General features: G+C 66.3%; 16 protein-coding genes. 9 read left to right on the top strand and 7 right to left on the bottom strand.

Annotated elements, in window-relative coordinates:
• Window positions 1-10: 10 nt before the first annotated feature.
• Both FQV39_RS09825 and FQV39_RS09820 read left to right on the top strand, forming a co-directional pair.
• On the top strand, window positions 11-844 hold the full coding sequence (locus FQV39_RS09825) for a sulfite exporter TauE/SafE family protein (RefSeq protein WP_149130124.1): 834 nt from the start codon (window positions 11-13) through the stop codon (window positions 842-844).
• A gap of 16 nt (window positions 845-860) precedes the next feature.
• Window positions 861-1,340 carry a GNAT family N-acetyltransferase gene (locus tag FQV39_RS09820; RefSeq protein WP_149130123.1) on the top strand — a complete coding sequence of 160 codons (480 nt, stop codon included), beginning with the start codon at window positions 861-863 and terminating at the stop codon, window positions 1,338-1,340.
• 75 nt (window positions 1,341-1,415) lie between these two features.
• Here the strand turns inward: FQV39_RS09820 and FQV39_RS09815 are convergent, their stop codons facing one another.
• On the bottom strand, window positions 1,416-1,646 hold the full coding sequence (locus FQV39_RS09815; RefSeq protein WP_149130122.1) for a DUF1289 domain-containing protein: 231 nt from the start codon (window positions 1,644-1,646) through the stop codon (window positions 1,416-1,418).
• Window positions 1,643-2,488 (bottom strand): adenosylcobinamide-GDP ribazoletransferase, encoded by an 846-nt coding sequence (locus tag FQV39_RS09810; protein ID WP_149130121.1) that lies wholly within the window; start codon window positions 2,486-2,488, stop codon window positions 1,643-1,645. Before FQV39_RS09810 ends, FQV39_RS09815 begins: the two co-directional genes overlap by 4 nt.
• 117 nt (window positions 2,489-2,605) lie before the next feature.
• Between FQV39_RS09810 and cobT the strand changes: the two genes are divergently transcribed.
• Window positions 2,606-3,625: a nicotinate-nucleotide--dimethylbenzimidazole phosphoribosyltransferase gene (gene cobT, locus FQV39_RS09805; RefSeq protein ID WP_149130120.1), complete on the top strand. Its 1,020-nt coding sequence runs from the start codon at window positions 2,606-2,608 to the stop codon at window positions 3,623-3,625.
• A gap of 114 nt (window positions 3,626-3,739) precedes the next feature.
• Here cobT and FQV39_RS09800 read toward each other — a convergent pair whose 3' ends face one another.
• Both FQV39_RS09800 and FQV39_RS09795 read right to left on the bottom strand, forming a co-directional pair.
• Window positions 3,740-4,858: a D-alanine--D-alanine ligase family protein gene (locus FQV39_RS09800; protein WP_149130119.1), complete on the bottom strand. Its 1,119-nt coding sequence runs from the start codon at window positions 4,856-4,858 to the stop codon at window positions 3,740-3,742.
• A gap of 106 nt (window positions 4,859-4,964) precedes the next feature.
• On the bottom strand, window positions 4,965-6,482 hold the full coding sequence (locus tag FQV39_RS09795; protein WP_149130118.1) for a sensor histidine kinase: 1,518 nt from the start codon (window positions 6,480-6,482) through the stop codon (window positions 4,965-4,967).
• An 85-nt stretch (window positions 6,483-6,567) separates the two neighbouring features.
• Between FQV39_RS09795 and FQV39_RS09790 the strand changes: the two genes are divergently transcribed.
• From FQV39_RS09790 to FQV39_RS09770, 5 genes are all read left to right on the top strand, one after another.
• Window positions 6,568-7,119 carry a thermonuclease family protein gene (locus FQV39_RS09790; RefSeq protein WP_187640229.1) on the top strand — a complete coding sequence of 184 codons (552 nt, stop codon included), beginning with the start codon at window positions 6,568-6,570 and terminating at the stop codon, window positions 7,117-7,119.
• 120 nt (window positions 7,120-7,239) lie between these two features.
• Window positions 7,240-7,851 (top strand): glutathione S-transferase family protein, encoded by a 612-nt coding sequence (locus tag FQV39_RS09785; RefSeq protein WP_149130116.1) that lies wholly within the window; start codon window positions 7,240-7,242, stop codon window positions 7,849-7,851.
• Window positions 7,851-8,315 carry a hypothetical protein gene (locus FQV39_RS09780; RefSeq protein WP_149130115.1) on the top strand — a complete coding sequence of 155 codons (465 nt, stop codon included), beginning with the start codon at window positions 7,851-7,853 and terminating at the stop codon, window positions 8,313-8,315. The genes FQV39_RS09785 and FQV39_RS09780 overlap by 1 nt, the downstream gene beginning before the upstream one ends.
• Entirely contained in the window at window positions 8,315-8,782 is a 468-nt protein-coding gene (locus FQV39_RS09775; protein WP_149130114.1) for a hypothetical protein, read from the top strand. The genes FQV39_RS09780 and FQV39_RS09775 overlap by 1 nt, the downstream gene beginning before the upstream one ends.
• Window positions 8,779-9,414: a uracil-DNA glycosylase family protein gene (locus FQV39_RS09770; RefSeq protein WP_149130113.1), complete on the top strand. Its 636-nt coding sequence runs from the start codon at window positions 8,779-8,781 to the stop codon at window positions 9,412-9,414. Before FQV39_RS09775 ends, FQV39_RS09770 begins: the two co-directional genes overlap by 4 nt.
• A 1-nt stretch (window position 9,415) precedes the next feature.
• Here FQV39_RS09770 and FQV39_RS09765 read toward each other — a convergent pair whose 3' ends face one another.
• The 3 genes from FQV39_RS09765 to FQV39_RS09755 all read right to left on the bottom strand — a co-directional run bounded on the left by FQV39_RS09765 (window position 9,416) and on the right by FQV39_RS09755 (window position 12,483).
• Window positions 9,416-9,799 (bottom strand): porin family protein, encoded by a 384-nt coding sequence (locus tag FQV39_RS09765; protein ID WP_149130112.1) that lies wholly within the window; start codon window positions 9,797-9,799, stop codon window positions 9,416-9,418.
• Window positions 9,800-9,962: 163 nt separating this feature from the next.
• The gene (locus tag FQV39_RS09760) at window positions 9,963-11,057 is read right to left on the bottom strand and encodes a TRAP transporter substrate-binding protein (RefSeq protein ID WP_149133756.1); all 1,095 of its coding nucleotides are present in this window, start codon (window positions 11,055-11,057) and stop codon (window positions 9,963-9,965) included.
• 340 nt (window positions 11,058-11,397) lie between these two features.
• The gene (locus tag FQV39_RS09755; RefSeq protein ID WP_149130111.1) at window positions 11,398-12,483 is read right to left on the bottom strand and encodes a TRAP transporter substrate-binding protein; all 1,086 of its coding nucleotides are present in this window, start codon (window positions 12,481-12,483) and stop codon (window positions 11,398-11,400) included.
• 187 nt (window positions 12,484-12,670) lie between these two features.
• On the opposite strand from FQV39_RS09755, the gene FQV39_RS09750 reads away from it, so the two are divergent.
• Window positions 12,671-13,183 (top strand): GNAT family N-acetyltransferase, encoded by a 513-nt coding sequence (locus tag FQV39_RS09750; RefSeq protein WP_149130110.1) that lies wholly within the window; start codon window positions 12,671-12,673, stop codon window positions 13,181-13,183.
• Window positions 13,184-13,196 lie beyond the last annotated feature (13 nt).

Here is a 13,196-nt window from a genome sequence, read left to right as displayed (position 1 = left end):
TCGAACCTCCATGCTTGCTGGCATTCCTCTCGGCGATCTCGCCTTTCTGGCCGTTTCCCTCGTGCTCGCGGGAGCGGCCACGGGCCTCCTGGCCGGCGTCTTCGGCGTCGGCGGCGGCGCCGTCATCGTGCCGGTGCTCTACGAGGTCTTCCGTGTCATCGGCGTGGTCGATGAGGTGCGGATGCCTCTGGCCGTCGGCACGTCGCTTGCCGTCATCATCCCGACCTCGATCCGCTCCTTCAACGCGCATCGCGCCAGGGGGCTCGTCGATCTCTCGATCCTCAAGATCTGGGCGGTTCCGGTCGTGATCGGCGTCATCGTCGGCAGCTGGATCGCCCGCTATGCCCCCGCCGACCTGTTCAAGCTCGTCTTCGTCGTCGTGGCGACGATCTCGGCCATCCGCCTGCTTTTCGCGGCCGACCGCTGGAAATTCGGCGAGGACATGCCGGGCAAGCCGCTGATGGTCGCCTATGGCGGCATCATCGGCGTACTCTCGGCGCTGATGGGCATCGGCGGTGGCCAGCTCTCCAGCCTGTTCATGACCTTCTATGGCCGCCCGATCCACCAGGCGGTCGCGACCTCCTCGGGGCTCGGCGTGCTGATCTCGATCCCCGGAGCGCTCGGCTTCATCTATGCCGGCTGGCCGAAGATGGACATCCTGCCGCCGCTCTCGCTCGGCTATGTCTCGCTGATCGGCATGATCCTGTTCATCCCGACCTCGATCTGGACGGCGCCGATCGGGGCAAGCTTGGCGCACCGGCTCTCGAAGCGCCGCCTCGAAGTCGCCTTCGGCCTGTTCCTGCTCTTCGTCGCCGGCCGCTTCATCTGGTCGCTGCTGCACTGAGCGATCGGGTCGCACCATGAGCAAAACCGCAATCCGGCTGCTCCAGCCCGCCGATCATTCTGCGCTGGCTGCGCTGATGGTCGAGATGCAGGGCCACTATGCGGTGCCATGTCCGCCGGTCGAGGAGATCCGGGCAGGCCTCGCGGCTTTGCCGGCAGGTGTAGACATCCTTGTCGCAGTGAAAGGGGAGGCGGTGCTGGGCTTCGCGTCCGCCTGCAATCTCTATCCGGGGCCGGGGCTGAAATCCGGCTTCTTCCTCAAGGAAATCTACGTCGCCGATGCTGCGCGCGGCGCGGGCCTGGGGCGAGCGCTGATGAAGGCGCTGGCCGAGCTCGCCATCGAGCGCGGCCACCGCCGTGTCGACTGGACCGCCGACGCGGAAGACGCGCCGCTGCTGCGCTTCTATGAAGGACTGGGTGCCGTCGCCCAGACGAAGAAGGTTTTCTATCGGCTGACCGGCGAGGCGCTGATCGCGGTGGCGAAGGCGGCAGAATAGGCTCGCCCGACAGAGCCGTCCGTCATTGCGAGGAGCGAAGCGACGAAGCAATCCAGGGGGACTTGGCAGAACGTCTCACTCAGTCCCCCTGGATTGCTTCGCTGCGCTCGCAATGACGGCTTGCGCAGCGTCTCGTTCCGTTCCCCGCAGCCGCTTCGGCAGCTCGGCCATGATCGCGTGCCGCTCGGGCTCGCTGAGCCTCCCCCATTGCGCGATCTCGGCAAGTGTCCGCCCGCAACCCTCGCAGAGCCTGCTCACTGGGTCGATGACGCAGACCTTGATGCAGGGCGTCGAGATGCCGGTCATCGCCCGGCCCATCCCAGCGCCAGGGCAAGGCCGAGATAGATCGCGATCTCGGCGAGCTGTTGCGCTGCGCCGAGGATGTCGCCGGTCTGCCCGCCGATCAGCCGCTGTGCCAGCCGCGACAGCACCGCTGCCGCGCCATGCGCCAGCGCGAAGCCGAGCAGCAGACCGGCGATCGGGAGTTGCGCCGCCAGCGCGATTCCGGTCGCGAGAAAGAGGCTCAAGGCGAGTGCGATCCGCGCCGTGACGATCGTCGGCTGACCGACCGATGCAGCCGCGCCGCTGCTGCGCGCCGCCGGTTGCGTCGCCAGCAGGAACAGCGCCTCGGCGCGGGACCAGGGCGCTGCGACCAGCAGCGCCGCCGCTGCCGCCCAGGCGCCGGAGCGATCGAGAATCATCGCGATCAGGCTCGCCCGCAGCAGCAGCGAGAGGCCGAGTGCCAGCGCGCCATAGGAGCCGATGCGGCTGTCCTTCATGATTTCGAGCCGACGTTCCGGCGTATGTCCGCCGAACAGCCCGTCGGCGGTGTCGGCAAGCCCGTCCTCGTGGAAGGCGCCGGTGGTCAACGCCTGCGCCGCGAGCGCGAGCGCAGCGACGACGAAACCACCGAGGCCGGCCAGACCCGCGCCCAGCGCGATGAGTGCGGCCGGTGCAGCAATCACGAGCGCGGCGAAGGGCAGGGCGCGCGGCACGCTCCGGAAATCGGGGATGGCGTGGCCGTCGGCCTCGCCCGGCAATGGCGGGACGGGCAGGCGCGACCAGAAGCGCAGGCAGATCGCTGTCGCGATCGTCCAGCCGGGCCAGTCCGGCGGGGTCATCTCCGTCGTCGTCTCGGCCTCAGCCATGCCTGCCGCGCTGCTCTGCTCGATTGTCTTCCCGAGCCTGACCCTATAGCAGCAGCGCAGACCTCGCCGCCACGCCTGCGCGCGTCGGCGCAAGCCCCTTTGCCTGACGGAACAGCCATGGCCGCCTCCGGATTGCCCTTCGACGATATCCGCGAACTCATCGCCGCGATGCCCGGCCCCGATATGGCGGCGGCAAATGCGGTGCGCGCCCGCGATGCCAACCTCACCAAGCCGGCCGGCAGCCTCGGCCGCATGGAGGAGATCGCCGAATGGCTCGCGGCCTGGCAGGGCAAGGCCCCACCCGCGGTCAACCGGCCGCTTGTCTGCGTCTTCGCCGGCAACCATGGCGTGGTGGCGCAGGGCGTCTCGGCCTATCCACAGGCGGTGACGCGCCAGATGCTGGAGAACTTCGCCGCCGGCGGCGCTGCGATCAACCAGATCTGCGCGGCCTACGATCTCGGCTTCAAGGTCTTCGACCTCGCCCTCGACCTGCCGACGGGCGATTTCACCCAGACCGATGCGCTCGACGAGCGCGCCTGCGTCGCCACCATGGCCTTCGGGATGGAAGCGCTCGTCGGCGGGACTGACCTGCTCTGCCTCGGCGAGATGGGCATCGGCAATACCACCTCGGCGGCGGCGATCTACGCCGCGCTCTATGGCGGCGACGCCGCGCATTGGTGCGGGCGTGGCACCGGCGTCGATGAAGCCGGCCTCAAGCGCAAGGTCGCAGCGGTGGAGGCGGGGCTTGCCCTGCATCGCGCCCATCTCAAGGACCCGCTCGAAGTGTTGCGCCGGCTCGGCGGGCGTGAGGTTGCGGCGATCTGCGGCGCGATCATCGCCGCGCGCTCGCAGCGGATTCCGGTGATCCTCGACGGCTATGTCGTCACGGCAGCTGCCGCGATCCTGCATGCGATCGAGCCCTCCGCGATCGACCACTGCATTGCCGGCCATCTCTCGGCCGAGGGCGCCCATGCCGATGTGCTCGCCCGTCTCGGCAAGGTGCCGCTGCTCGCGCTCGACATGCGGCTGGGGGAGGGAACAGGCGCGGCGCTCGCCGCCGGCCTCGTCAAGGCCGCGGCGGCGGTCCATTCCGGCATGGCGACCTTCGAGCAGGCGCAGGTCGCGCGGAAGGATTGAAGCTGACCGTCATGCTCGGGCTTGACCCGAGCATCTCGGAAACCAGTGTTGTCTGGTCCTGAGATTCTCGGGTCGAAGCTCCGCTTCGCCCGAGAATGACGGTGGTGAGTGGAGCTACCCCGCGTAGTCGGTCTTCAGCCCCGCCCGCTCGGCGTGGCGCTCCTGCGCCAGCTCGATCAGGCGGGTGAGCAGCGCCGGGTAGGGCAGGCCCGACGCCTTCATCATCTTCGGATACATGCTGATCGCGGTGAAGCCCGGCAGCGTGTTGATCTCGTTGAAGTAGAAGGCGCCGCTTTGGCGGTCGAGGAAGAAGTCGACCCGCGCCAGCCCGCTGCATTCCAGCGCGACGAAGGCGTCGATCGCGAGCTGCCGCACACGCGCCATCTGCCCCGCATCGAGTTTGGCCGGCAGATCGACGGTCGCGCCGTCCTGGTCGATGTACTTGGCTTCGTAGGAGTAGAACTCGTGCTGCGGGCCGGCATTAAGCTCGCTCGCGACGCTCGCCACCGGCGGATCGCCATCGAGGACCGCAACCTCGATCTCGCGGGCATCGATGCCTTGCTCGATCAGCACCTTGATGTCGTACAGGAAGGCGTCGGTGAGCGCGGCGTCGAGATCCTCCCAGCGCTTGACCTTATGCACGCCGACGCTGGAGCCCATGTTGCAGGGCTTGACGAAGACGGGGAGCGTCAGCGCCTCGCGTGCGGCTTCGATCGATCCTTCCGGATCGCGCCGATAGTCGCGTCGTGACAGGGCGAGATAGGGCGCGACCGGCAGCCCGGCGAGCGCAGCAAGGCGCTTGGCGATATCCTTGTGCATGCCGACCGCGGAAGCCAGCACGCCCGAACCGACATAAGCCGCGCCCGCCAGCTCTAGGAGACCCTGCACCGCACCGTCCTCGCAGAGCGGGCCGTGGATCACCGGAAACACCACATCGACCGGCGCAATGGCGGGCGCAGTGTTGTCCGCGGGCAGGATGGCTGTTTGTGCGCCTTGCGCTTCGAACCGGATCATCGGCGAATCCGCCGGGATCGGCAGGCTGTCGCCGTTCGTCGCCTCGATGCGCCGCAGGTCGTGGCATTGCCAGCGGCCCTGCTTGTCGATGCTGATCGGCACGGGCTCGAACCGATCCCGGTCGAGATAGCGCAGGACGGAGGCTGCCGACTTCAGCGAGACCTCGTGTTCGCCCGACTTTCCGCCATAGAGCACGGCGACGCGCGTTTTCCGGTTCATGATGCGAGGGTCCGAGAAAGGAGTGAAGGCGCCTCGAACGAGGCGGTTGCAGATGTTCCCGATCGATGAGGCAGGATTCAGGCGCCGCCGTTGCGATCGATGCGATTCACGCTGCCCGCGACTTCGGTTCGGGCAGGGCGGCGAGCGTATCCATCACGCGCTCGGCTGGCAGGGTGATCGTCACTTCAGTCCCGGCGCGCGGCTTCGATTTCAGGTTGAAGCTGCCGCCGTGGAGGTCGATCAGTCCCTTGACGATCGGCAGGCCCAGCCCCGAACCCTGCTCGGCGGTCTTGATGGCGAGCGAGCCGCGCCCGAAGCTCTGCATCACGATCGGGATCTCGTTCTCGGGGATACCCGGGCCGGTATCGGCGATCGAGACATATTGGCCGCCCGTCGCCGTCCAGCCGACCTTGATCGTGATCTCGCCGCCCTGCGGCGTGAATTTGATTGCGTTCGACAGCACGTTGAGGACGACCTGCCGGATGGCGCGCTCATCGGCCCAGATCCGCGGCAATTGCGGCTCGGCGAGCGTGCGGATGCTTTGGCCCTTGGCCTTGGCGCGCAGCGCCAGCATGTGCTGGCAGTCCTCGACGACGCCGATCAGCGACAGCGCTTCTTCGTTGAGCTCGTATTTGCCGGCTTCGATCCGCGACAGGTCGAGAATCTCGTTGATCAGATTGAGCAGATGCTGGCCTGAGCCGTGAATATCGGCCGAGTATTCCTTGTAGGCGGAATTGGCATGCTCGCCGAAGATTTCGTTTTTCATCACCTCGGAGAAGCCGAGGATGGCATTGAGCGGCGTGCGCAGCTCGTGGCTCATCGTGGCGAGGAAGCGCGACTTGGCGAGGTTGGCCTCCTCCGCCTTGCGCCGGGCCTCGTCGGAATTCGCATTGGCGGTTTCGAGCTCGGCGATCAGCGCGTCCTTCTCCGCCCGGAAGCCGATCGAGTCGACCGAGCTGGCATAGAGCCGGTTGGCCAGGAAGATGAAGAAGAGCTGCGCCGAGGCTGCCATCAGCGCCATCGTCACGCTGTCCATGTCCCGGCGTTCCCAGAAGAACGCCATGATGCCGGCGATGATCGGCGTCAAACCGGCATAGACCGCCATCGGGATCGTGGCGGAGAGCATGACCGTGAGCGCGCTGACGATGAGCAGCGCGGTGGTGACGAAGACCTTCGCACCGGGAGCCTCGACAGGCGCGAACAGCATGAGGAGCAGCGCCCAGGAGACGCCGTGAATGCCTTCCGCCAGGGTGAAAAGCCGACGCCAGCGCTTGAGCCGGACCGTATCGGCGGGCTTGCGCAGATAGCGGCGCGATAGGGCGACGATGACGAGCGTGCTGGCGAGCACCGCGCCGCTCCAGAGCGCGACATAGGAGGTCGGCAGCCAGAGGCAGGCGGCTGCGGCGATGCCGATGACCAGCACCAGCGTACCGGCGGAGCCCGTCAGGCGGTATTGCGCGAAGACGCGCAGCAATTCGGAATCGAAGGCGCGTTCGAGCCCGGTCGAGGAGGTCAGGCGCTCGCGCACGGATTTCACCTCCCGCGAAACGTGCTTGCGGCGCGCTACGACGGAAGGATCGGGCCCGCGCCCGCGCTGCACCTGTTCGGCCGTCACTTCCGCCATGATTGGGAGCGTGTATCCTCGTCCCGCCGCGCGGCATGCGCGGACGGCTCGCCATCATGGACACCAAATCGTTAAGCTCTTCCTGATGGCTCCCTTCGGATTTAGCCGCTCCCGCTACGGACCTTTCGGCTGGCGCCGCGTCGGCCGCGTCACGGATTTCGTCGTGGCGCTCGGGCTGCTGGGCTTTCTCGCGCTCGCCGGCGCGATCCTGCAATACCGTCTCGGCCCCGCCCGGACGCTCGTTGGGCCGGCGCAGGCGATCGATGGCGATTCGCTGCGGCTCCTCGGCGAGGAGTTGCGGCTGGAAGGCGTCGACGCTCCCGAATATCGCCAGAACTGTACGGATCGAGCCGGCCGGCAGGTTGCCTGCGGGCGCGAGGCGCGGCGCGCGCTGCAGGCCATGCTGGCAGGCGGGATGGCGACCTGTGAGATCGGAAAGATCGATCGCTACGGCCGCGGGCTGGCCCGGTGCCGGATCGGCGAGGCGGAGATCAACGCCCGCATGGTCCGCGACGGCCATGCGGTGTCCTACGGCGCCTACCAGGCCGAGGAGGAGGAGGCGCGGGCCGCTGGGCGCGGACTCTGGGCGCTGCAGTTCGAGCGGCCTGAGGCCTGGCGCCGCTCCCATCCGCGCTGAACCCGCACCATCCCGGCCGGATGCGGCATCGCTCGCCATGTTGGCGTCACGAAGCGGCAGCATGTGGTTGACCTTCCGGCGCGGGCCGTGATCCGGTGCGCCGGAGACGGAGAACATCTGATGAAGCTCTATGACGGTGGCCGGGCGCCGAATCCGCGACGGGTCCGCATCTTCTTCGCGGAGAAGGGCGTGCCGCTGCCGGAGCTGGTGCCGGTCGATATCGCCAAGAAGGAACATCGGAGCGAGGCCTTCACCAGGATCAACCCAGCGCAGCGTTTGCCGGTGCTCGAACTGGACGACGGCACGGCGCTCGCCGAGACCATCGCGATCTGCCGCTATATCGAGGCCTTGCACCCGCAGCCGGCACTGTTCGGCCGGGATGCGAAGGAGCAGGCCACGATCGAGATGTGGAACCGGCGCGTCGAGCTCGGTCTGTTCGCCAGCGTCGCCGCCGTCTTCCGCCACAGCCATCCATCGATGGCGGAGCTCGAGGCGCAGGTCCCTGAATGGGCGGAAGCCAATCGCGACCAGATCGACGACCATCTCTGGCTGCTGGAACTGCAGCTGGCCGCCAGCGCCTTCATCTGCGGTGAAACGATGACCGTGGCTGACATCACCGCCGGCATCGCCATCGACTTCATGAAGCCCTCGCGCATTCCGCTGCCAGAGGACTTCGTTCATATCCGCCGCTGGCACGGTGAGCTGTCGACGCGCCCGAGCTGGAAGGCGTGATGCGTCGGTTTTTCCTGTTCCTGCTTGCCCTGCTGCTCCCGGTTGCCGCGCAGGCGGTCGAGCGCCTGAGCGGGGAGGCGATCGAGCGCGCCTTCCGCGGCAACACAGTGTCCGGACGCTACACCAGTGGCGGCTTCTTCACCGAGTATCACGACCCGGACGGACGGGCGCTCGGGCACAATGGCTGGCAGCCCAACACCGATGCCTGCTGGATCACCAAGCCGGACCGCATCTGCTACTATTACGGCCCGCCGAGCGACCGCACGGTGCATTGCTTCACCGTCGAGATGAGCGGCGATCTTTATGTGCTGCGCAATGTCGGCAATGGCATGGTCAATGCGCTGGCCAAGGTCGAGCTCGGCAATCCGCGCAACCACACCGACAACGGCACCCCCTGGTATTGCGACGGGCTGATCTCGCGCGCGCCGATGCCGCCGATGAGCCGGAAGCTGGCGCAGCGCTGATGCGACCGTGGGCAGGCATCGCGGCTCTCGGCCTCGGGCTTCTTGCCACGACCGGCGCCAGCGCGGCCGAGCGGCTGAATGGCGAGCAGATCCGGCGCCTCTTCGAAGGCAACACCGTCTCCGGGGTCTATACCGGCAGCAGCCTGCCGTTCAGCGAGTATCATCATGCCGATGGCCGGGCGAGCGGCCACAACCGCAGCGTGCCGAACAAGGATGCCTGCTGGACCACGACGGCGGATGCCGTCTGCTACTATTATGGCCCTCATGAGACGCGCCGGACCTATTGTTTCACCATCGAGGTCAGCGGCGATCTCTATGTCATCCGCAACCGTCCGAGCGGCCGCATCAACGGCCTCGCCCGGATCGAGAAGGGTGACCCGCACGACTATGCAAAGAAGCAGTCCGATTGGGTCTGCGACGGGCTGATCTCGCAGGCTCCCGGGCGTTCCAGGTTGGCGAGGCGATGAGCGAGGCCGAAACGCTCGACGAGGTGCTGGCGGAACTGCGCAGCTGCCGGATCTGCCGGGATGCGCCGCTCTATCCGCCGCCGCTGCCGCACCAGCCGCGACCGGTGATCCAGGCCTCCGCGACGGCGCGGCTCTGCATCGCCGGCCAGGCACCGGGGACGCGCGTCCATGCCAGCGGTCGCCCGTTCAGCGATCCTTCCGGCGTGCGGCTGCGGAGCTGGCTCGGCATCGAGGAGGCGGTCTTCTACGACGCGGCGAAGGTCGCCATCGTGCCGATGGGCCATTGCTTCCCGGGGCTCGACGCGAAGGGCGGGGACAAGCCGCCGCGGCGGGAATGCGCGCCGACCTGGCGTGGGCGCGTCTTCGCGGCGCTGCCACGGATCGAGCTTGTGCTTGCGATCGGGCGCTATGCCCAGGGCTGGCATCTCGGCGCCAAGGAGGCCGCCAATCTTTCTGCGACGGTCGCGAACTGGCGCGAAATCCTGGCGCGGCCGGTTCATCCGCGCGTATTGCCGCTGCCGCACCCGTCCTGGCGCAACAATGCCTGGCTCAAGCGCAATCCCTGGTTCGAGGGAGAGCTGGTTCCGGTGCTACAAGCGGAGGTCGCGCGGCTGCTGAAGCCGCAGGTCTAGCTCAGTAGCGGAACGGGCCGGAATCCAGGCCGCGATCGACCGCGCCGCGAACGCTAAGGACCGAACGGACGGGGCCGACGGCAGTTTGGCCGCGGCTTTCGAGATAGACCATCCCGTCGGCGCGGCTGCCATAGCCGTTGCGCGAGCTCTTCCCGAATTCGGCGCGAACCGAGCCGCCGGCCCGGACACAGAGGGAGGAGCCTTCGAGCCTGACGAAGCCGGCGCCGTATTCGGGGCAGGGGCGGGTACCCTTGCCTGAGGCGGGAGCTGGTTTGCTGAAGGATTCGCGAGGAGCGGCACGCCCCGGCAAGGATTCGCCGATCGACTGCGCTGCGGTTGCCGTCGCAAGGCAGGTCAGGAGCAGGGCAAGGGCGGTGCGGGGCATGGCGATTTCCGAGTGGTGATGCCTGCTAACCCTGAAGCAAGGCGCGGTTGTGGCGTCTCACTCTTGATAGCATGGGGCGCGTTGCCGAGGGAGTGGCGCAACGTCATGAAAAACCCCGGCTTGCGCCGGGGTGAGTATCGCTCGCACCGGAAGCTCCGTTGGATCAGAGCAGATTCGAAACGCGCGAGCGGATCAGGAAGTTGTCGTAGGTATATTCTGCGATCTGGAACCAGAGATATTCGTCGCCGCGGAAGGCGGCCATCGAATCGTAGATTTTCTTGAAGTCCGGATTCTTGGCGCTGGTTTCGGCATAGACTTCCTTCGACGCCTTCAGGCAGGCTTCGAGGATCTCCTGCGAAAAAGGGCGCAGTTGCGCCCCGGCGGCGACAAGGCGCTTGAGAGCGGCCGGATTGCGGGCGTCATACTTCGCCTGCATGTCGATATTCGCCTGCGCGGCCGCCGTCGTGAGCAGTGACCTGTAGACCTTCGGCAGCTCGTTCCACTTCGCCGTGTTGATGAAGAAGTGGAGCGCGGCGCCTCCCTCCCACCAGCCGGGATAGTAGTAATACGGGGCGACCTTGTTGAAGCCGAGCTTCTCGTCATCGGCGGGGCCGACCCACTCGGCCGCATCGATCGTGCCCTTCTCCAGCGCCGGATAGATGTCGCCGCCGCCGATCTGCTGCGGTACGACGCCGAGCTTGCTCATCACCTGCCCGGCGAAGCCACCAATGCGCATCTTCACGCCCTGCAGGTCGGCGGCGGTCTTGATCTCCTTGCGGAACCAGCCGCCCATCTGGCAGCCGGTATTACCGCCGGGCAGTGCATAAATATTGGCTTTCTTGTAGAACTCATTCAGCAGGTCCATGCCGCCGCCATGGTAGAACCAGGCATTCTGCTGGCGGGCGTTGAGCCCGAACGGTACGGCGGTGCCGAAGGCGAAGGTCGGATCCTTGCCGACGTAATAGTAGGAGGCGGTGTGGCACATCTCGACGGTGCCGTTCGTGACCGCATCCGCCGCCTGCAGCGCTGGCACGATTTCGCCAGCCGCGAAAACCTGAATTTGGAAATTGCCGTCAGTCGCTTCCGAAACGGCCTTGGCCAGCACTTCGGCAGCGCCGTAGATCGTATCGAGCGATTTCGGGAAGGATGAGGTGATCCGCCATTTGATCTCCGGCGTCGGTTGCGCAATGGCCGGACTCGCGATCGCTCCCGCAGCCGCCCCAATTGCTGCGGTCTTCAAAAATAGACGACGCTTCATGAAAGTTCGCCCTCCCAGGCATGCACGCCGGTTTTCCGGTCGTTGCTGACGCGAGCCAGCAAAGCAGGTCTGGTGATCGGTGCAAGATGTATTTGCATGGTAACCATGCAATTTCGTCATGAATTGCCGTGCCGGACCGAAAATCGGCGATGGATCGCTCGCGGCGGCAGCCGGCCAGTCAAGAAAAAGGCCCGGCATGATGCCGGGCCTTGAAACAACCATGTCTGGCATTCGCTGGTGAGGGCATCGGACCGAAAAGTGGAATCCACTTTTCGGAGAAATCCGATGCTCAAACAAAGGGCTAGATCGCCACTTCGCGTCCGGTAGGACGCACGGCGATCTAGCGTGCGCGCGTGCGGACCTGGAAGACGTCGAAGCTGAGCTCCGCCACCTGCCACCAGAGATACTGGTCGGAACGGAAGGCAGCCATGGTTTCGATCGCCTTCTTGAAGTCCGGGTTCTTCGCTGAAATTTCGCCGTAGAGCTCGTTCGAGGCCTTGAGGCTCGCTTCCAGCACGTCCTGCGGGAAGGGGCGCAGCTGCGTGCCGGCCGCCACCAGGCGCTTCAGCGCCGGCGGGTTCACGACGTCGTAGCGTCCTGCCATCTGCGTGTTGGCATAGGTGCAGGCGGCGGTCAGTGCGGCCTGATAGGCCTTCGGCAGCGAATTCCACTTCTCCAGGTTCACGAAGGCGTGGACGGTCGGTCCGCCTTCCCAGAAGCCCGGATAGTAGTAATAGGGCGCGACCTTGGCGAAGCCGAGCTTCTCGTCGTCATAGGGGCCGACCCACTCCGCGCCGTCGATGGTGCCCTTCTCGAGCGCCGGGTAGATGTCGCCGCCGCCGAGCTGCTGCGGCACGACGCCGAGCTTCTGCAGCACCGAACCGGCGATGCCGCCGATGCGCATCTTGAGGCCCTGGAGATCGGCGGTCGACTTGATCTCCTTGCGGAACCAGCCGCCCATCTGCGCGCCGGTGTTGCCGCAGGGGAGGCCGTAGGCATTGAACTTCTTGTAGAATTCGTTGAAGAGCTCGTTGCCGCCGTGCTGGAACAGCCAGGCGTTCTGCATGCGGGCGTTGAGGCCGAACGGCACCGAGGCGGGGATCGCGAAGGTCGGGTCCTTGCCGACATAGTAGTACGAGACGGTGTGGCACATCTCGACGGTGTTGTTGCTGACGGCGTCGAGGGCCTGCAGGGCCGGGACGATTTCACCCGCGGCGAAGACCTGGATCTGGAACTTGCCGTCGGTCAGCTCGGAGACCATCTTGGCCATGATCTCGGCGCCGGCATAGATCGTGTCGAGCGACTTCGGGAAGCTCGAGGCCAGACGCCACTTCACCTCGGGATTGGACTGCGCGACTGCCGGCATGGCTACGGCGGTGGCCGCGGCGCCAGCCGCCGCGGTCTGGATAAACTGACGACGCTTCATCTAGCGATTCTCCTCGGACATTGGCGGATGCGAGCGTTTCGAAACCGGTTCTGTCGCTCGACGTTCGAAAACGCCTTGTAGCGAATGGATTTTCGAAGCGCGAGGGATTTCATCGACGATTCTTGCGACTTTCGGCTAGTTCCGAGGCATGTCTTGGCTGGCTCCTGCGGCGGTGCTTAAAGCGGCCATGATCGAGACTGAAAACCTGCGTCTGCGCCGTCCCGAGATCGACGATCTCGATGCGATCCACGCCATGCGCAGCAACCCGGATGTCGTTCGCCATCTCGGCGGCCGGACGCTCAGCCGGGAGGAGGCCTGGCATCGGTTGACCCGCATCGCGGGCCATTGGGCTCTGCGCGGATACGGCATGTTCGTGGTGGTCGAGAAGCACAGCGGCGCCTTTGTCGGCGAGATCGGCCTGTTCGACGGTTGCAGGGGGCTGTCCCCGGATTTCGACAACGCTCCGGAGGCCGGCTGGATTCTGGCCGCGGCGGCGCACGGCAAGGGTTATGCGAGCGAGGCGGCGGCTGCCGCTCACCGCTGGTTTGCGGAAACCCATGGCGCAAGGCGCAGCGTCTGCATCATCGCGCCCGAGAACCACGCCTCCCTACGCGTGGCGCAAAAGCTCGGCTACAAGGGCTTCGGACAGGTCGAATATCAGGGCCACCCGGTGCTGATGCTCGAGCGCATTCCGGGCTGAGGAACGTCCGCAA

It is taken from the genome of Bosea sp. F3-2, from assembly GCF_008253865.1.
In the GTDB taxonomy this organism is placed as follows: domain Bacteria; phylum Pseudomonadota; class Alphaproteobacteria; order Rhizobiales; family Beijerinckiaceae; genus Allobosea.
This window is presented reverse-complemented; position numbering and strand designations above follow the sequence as displayed.

Bases quoted from the DNA above. Each gene is read 5' to 3' on its own strand.
- FQV39_RS09825 (WP_149130124.1), top strand. From the start codon at position 11: ATGCTTGCTGGCATTCCTCTCGGCGATCTCGCCTTTCTGGCCGTTTCC.
- FQV39_RS09820 (WP_149130123.1), top strand. From the start codon at position 861: ATGAGCAAAACCGCAATCCGGCTGCTCCAGCCCGCCGATCATTCTGCG.
- FQV39_RS09815 (WP_149130122.1), bottom strand. From the start codon at position 1,646: ATGACCGGCATCTCGACGCCCTGCATCAAGGTCTGCGTCATCGACCCA.
- FQV39_RS09810 (WP_149130121.1), bottom strand. From the start codon at position 2,488: ATGGCTGAGGCCGAGACGACGACGGAGATGACCCCGCCGGACTGGCCC.
- cobT (WP_149130120.1), top strand. From the start codon at position 2,606: ATGGCCGCCTCCGGATTGCCCTTCGACGATATCCGCGAACTCATCGCC.
- FQV39_RS09800 (WP_149130119.1), bottom strand. From the start codon at position 4,858: ATGAACCGGAAAACGCGCGTCGCCGTGCTCTATGGCGGAAAGTCGGGC.
- FQV39_RS09795 (WP_149130118.1), bottom strand. From the start codon at position 6,482: ATGGCGGAAGTGACGGCCGAACAGGTGCAGCGCGGGCGCGGGCCCGAT.
- FQV39_RS09790 (WP_187640229.1), top strand. From the start codon at position 6,568: ATGGCTCCCTTCGGATTTAGCCGCTCCCGCTACGGACCTTTCGGCTGG.
- FQV39_RS09785 (WP_149130116.1), top strand. From the start codon at position 7,240: ATGAAGCTCTATGACGGTGGCCGGGCGCCGAATCCGCGACGGGTCCGC.
- FQV39_RS09780 (WP_149130115.1), top strand. From the start codon at position 7,851: ATGCGTCGGTTTTTCCTGTTCCTGCTTGCCCTGCTGCTCCCGGTTGCC.
- FQV39_RS09775 (WP_149130114.1), top strand. From the start codon at position 8,315: ATGCGACCGTGGGCAGGCATCGCGGCTCTCGGCCTCGGGCTTCTTGCC.
- FQV39_RS09770 (WP_149130113.1), top strand. From the start codon at position 8,779: ATGAGCGAGGCCGAAACGCTCGACGAGGTGCTGGCGGAACTGCGCAGC.
- FQV39_RS09765 (WP_149130112.1), bottom strand. From the start codon at position 9,799: ATGCCCCGCACCGCCCTTGCCCTGCTCCTGACCTGCCTTGCGACGGCA.
- FQV39_RS09760 (WP_149133756.1), bottom strand. From the start codon at position 11,057: ATGAAGCGTCGTCTATTTTTGAAGACCGCAGCAATTGGGGCGGCTGCG.
- FQV39_RS09755 (WP_149130111.1), bottom strand. From the start codon at position 12,483: ATGAAGCGTCGTCAGTTTATCCAGACCGCGGCGGCTGGCGCCGCGGCC.
- FQV39_RS09750 (WP_149130110.1), top strand. From the start codon at position 12,671: ATGATCGAGACTGAAAACCTGCGTCTGCGCCGTCCCGAGATCGACGAT.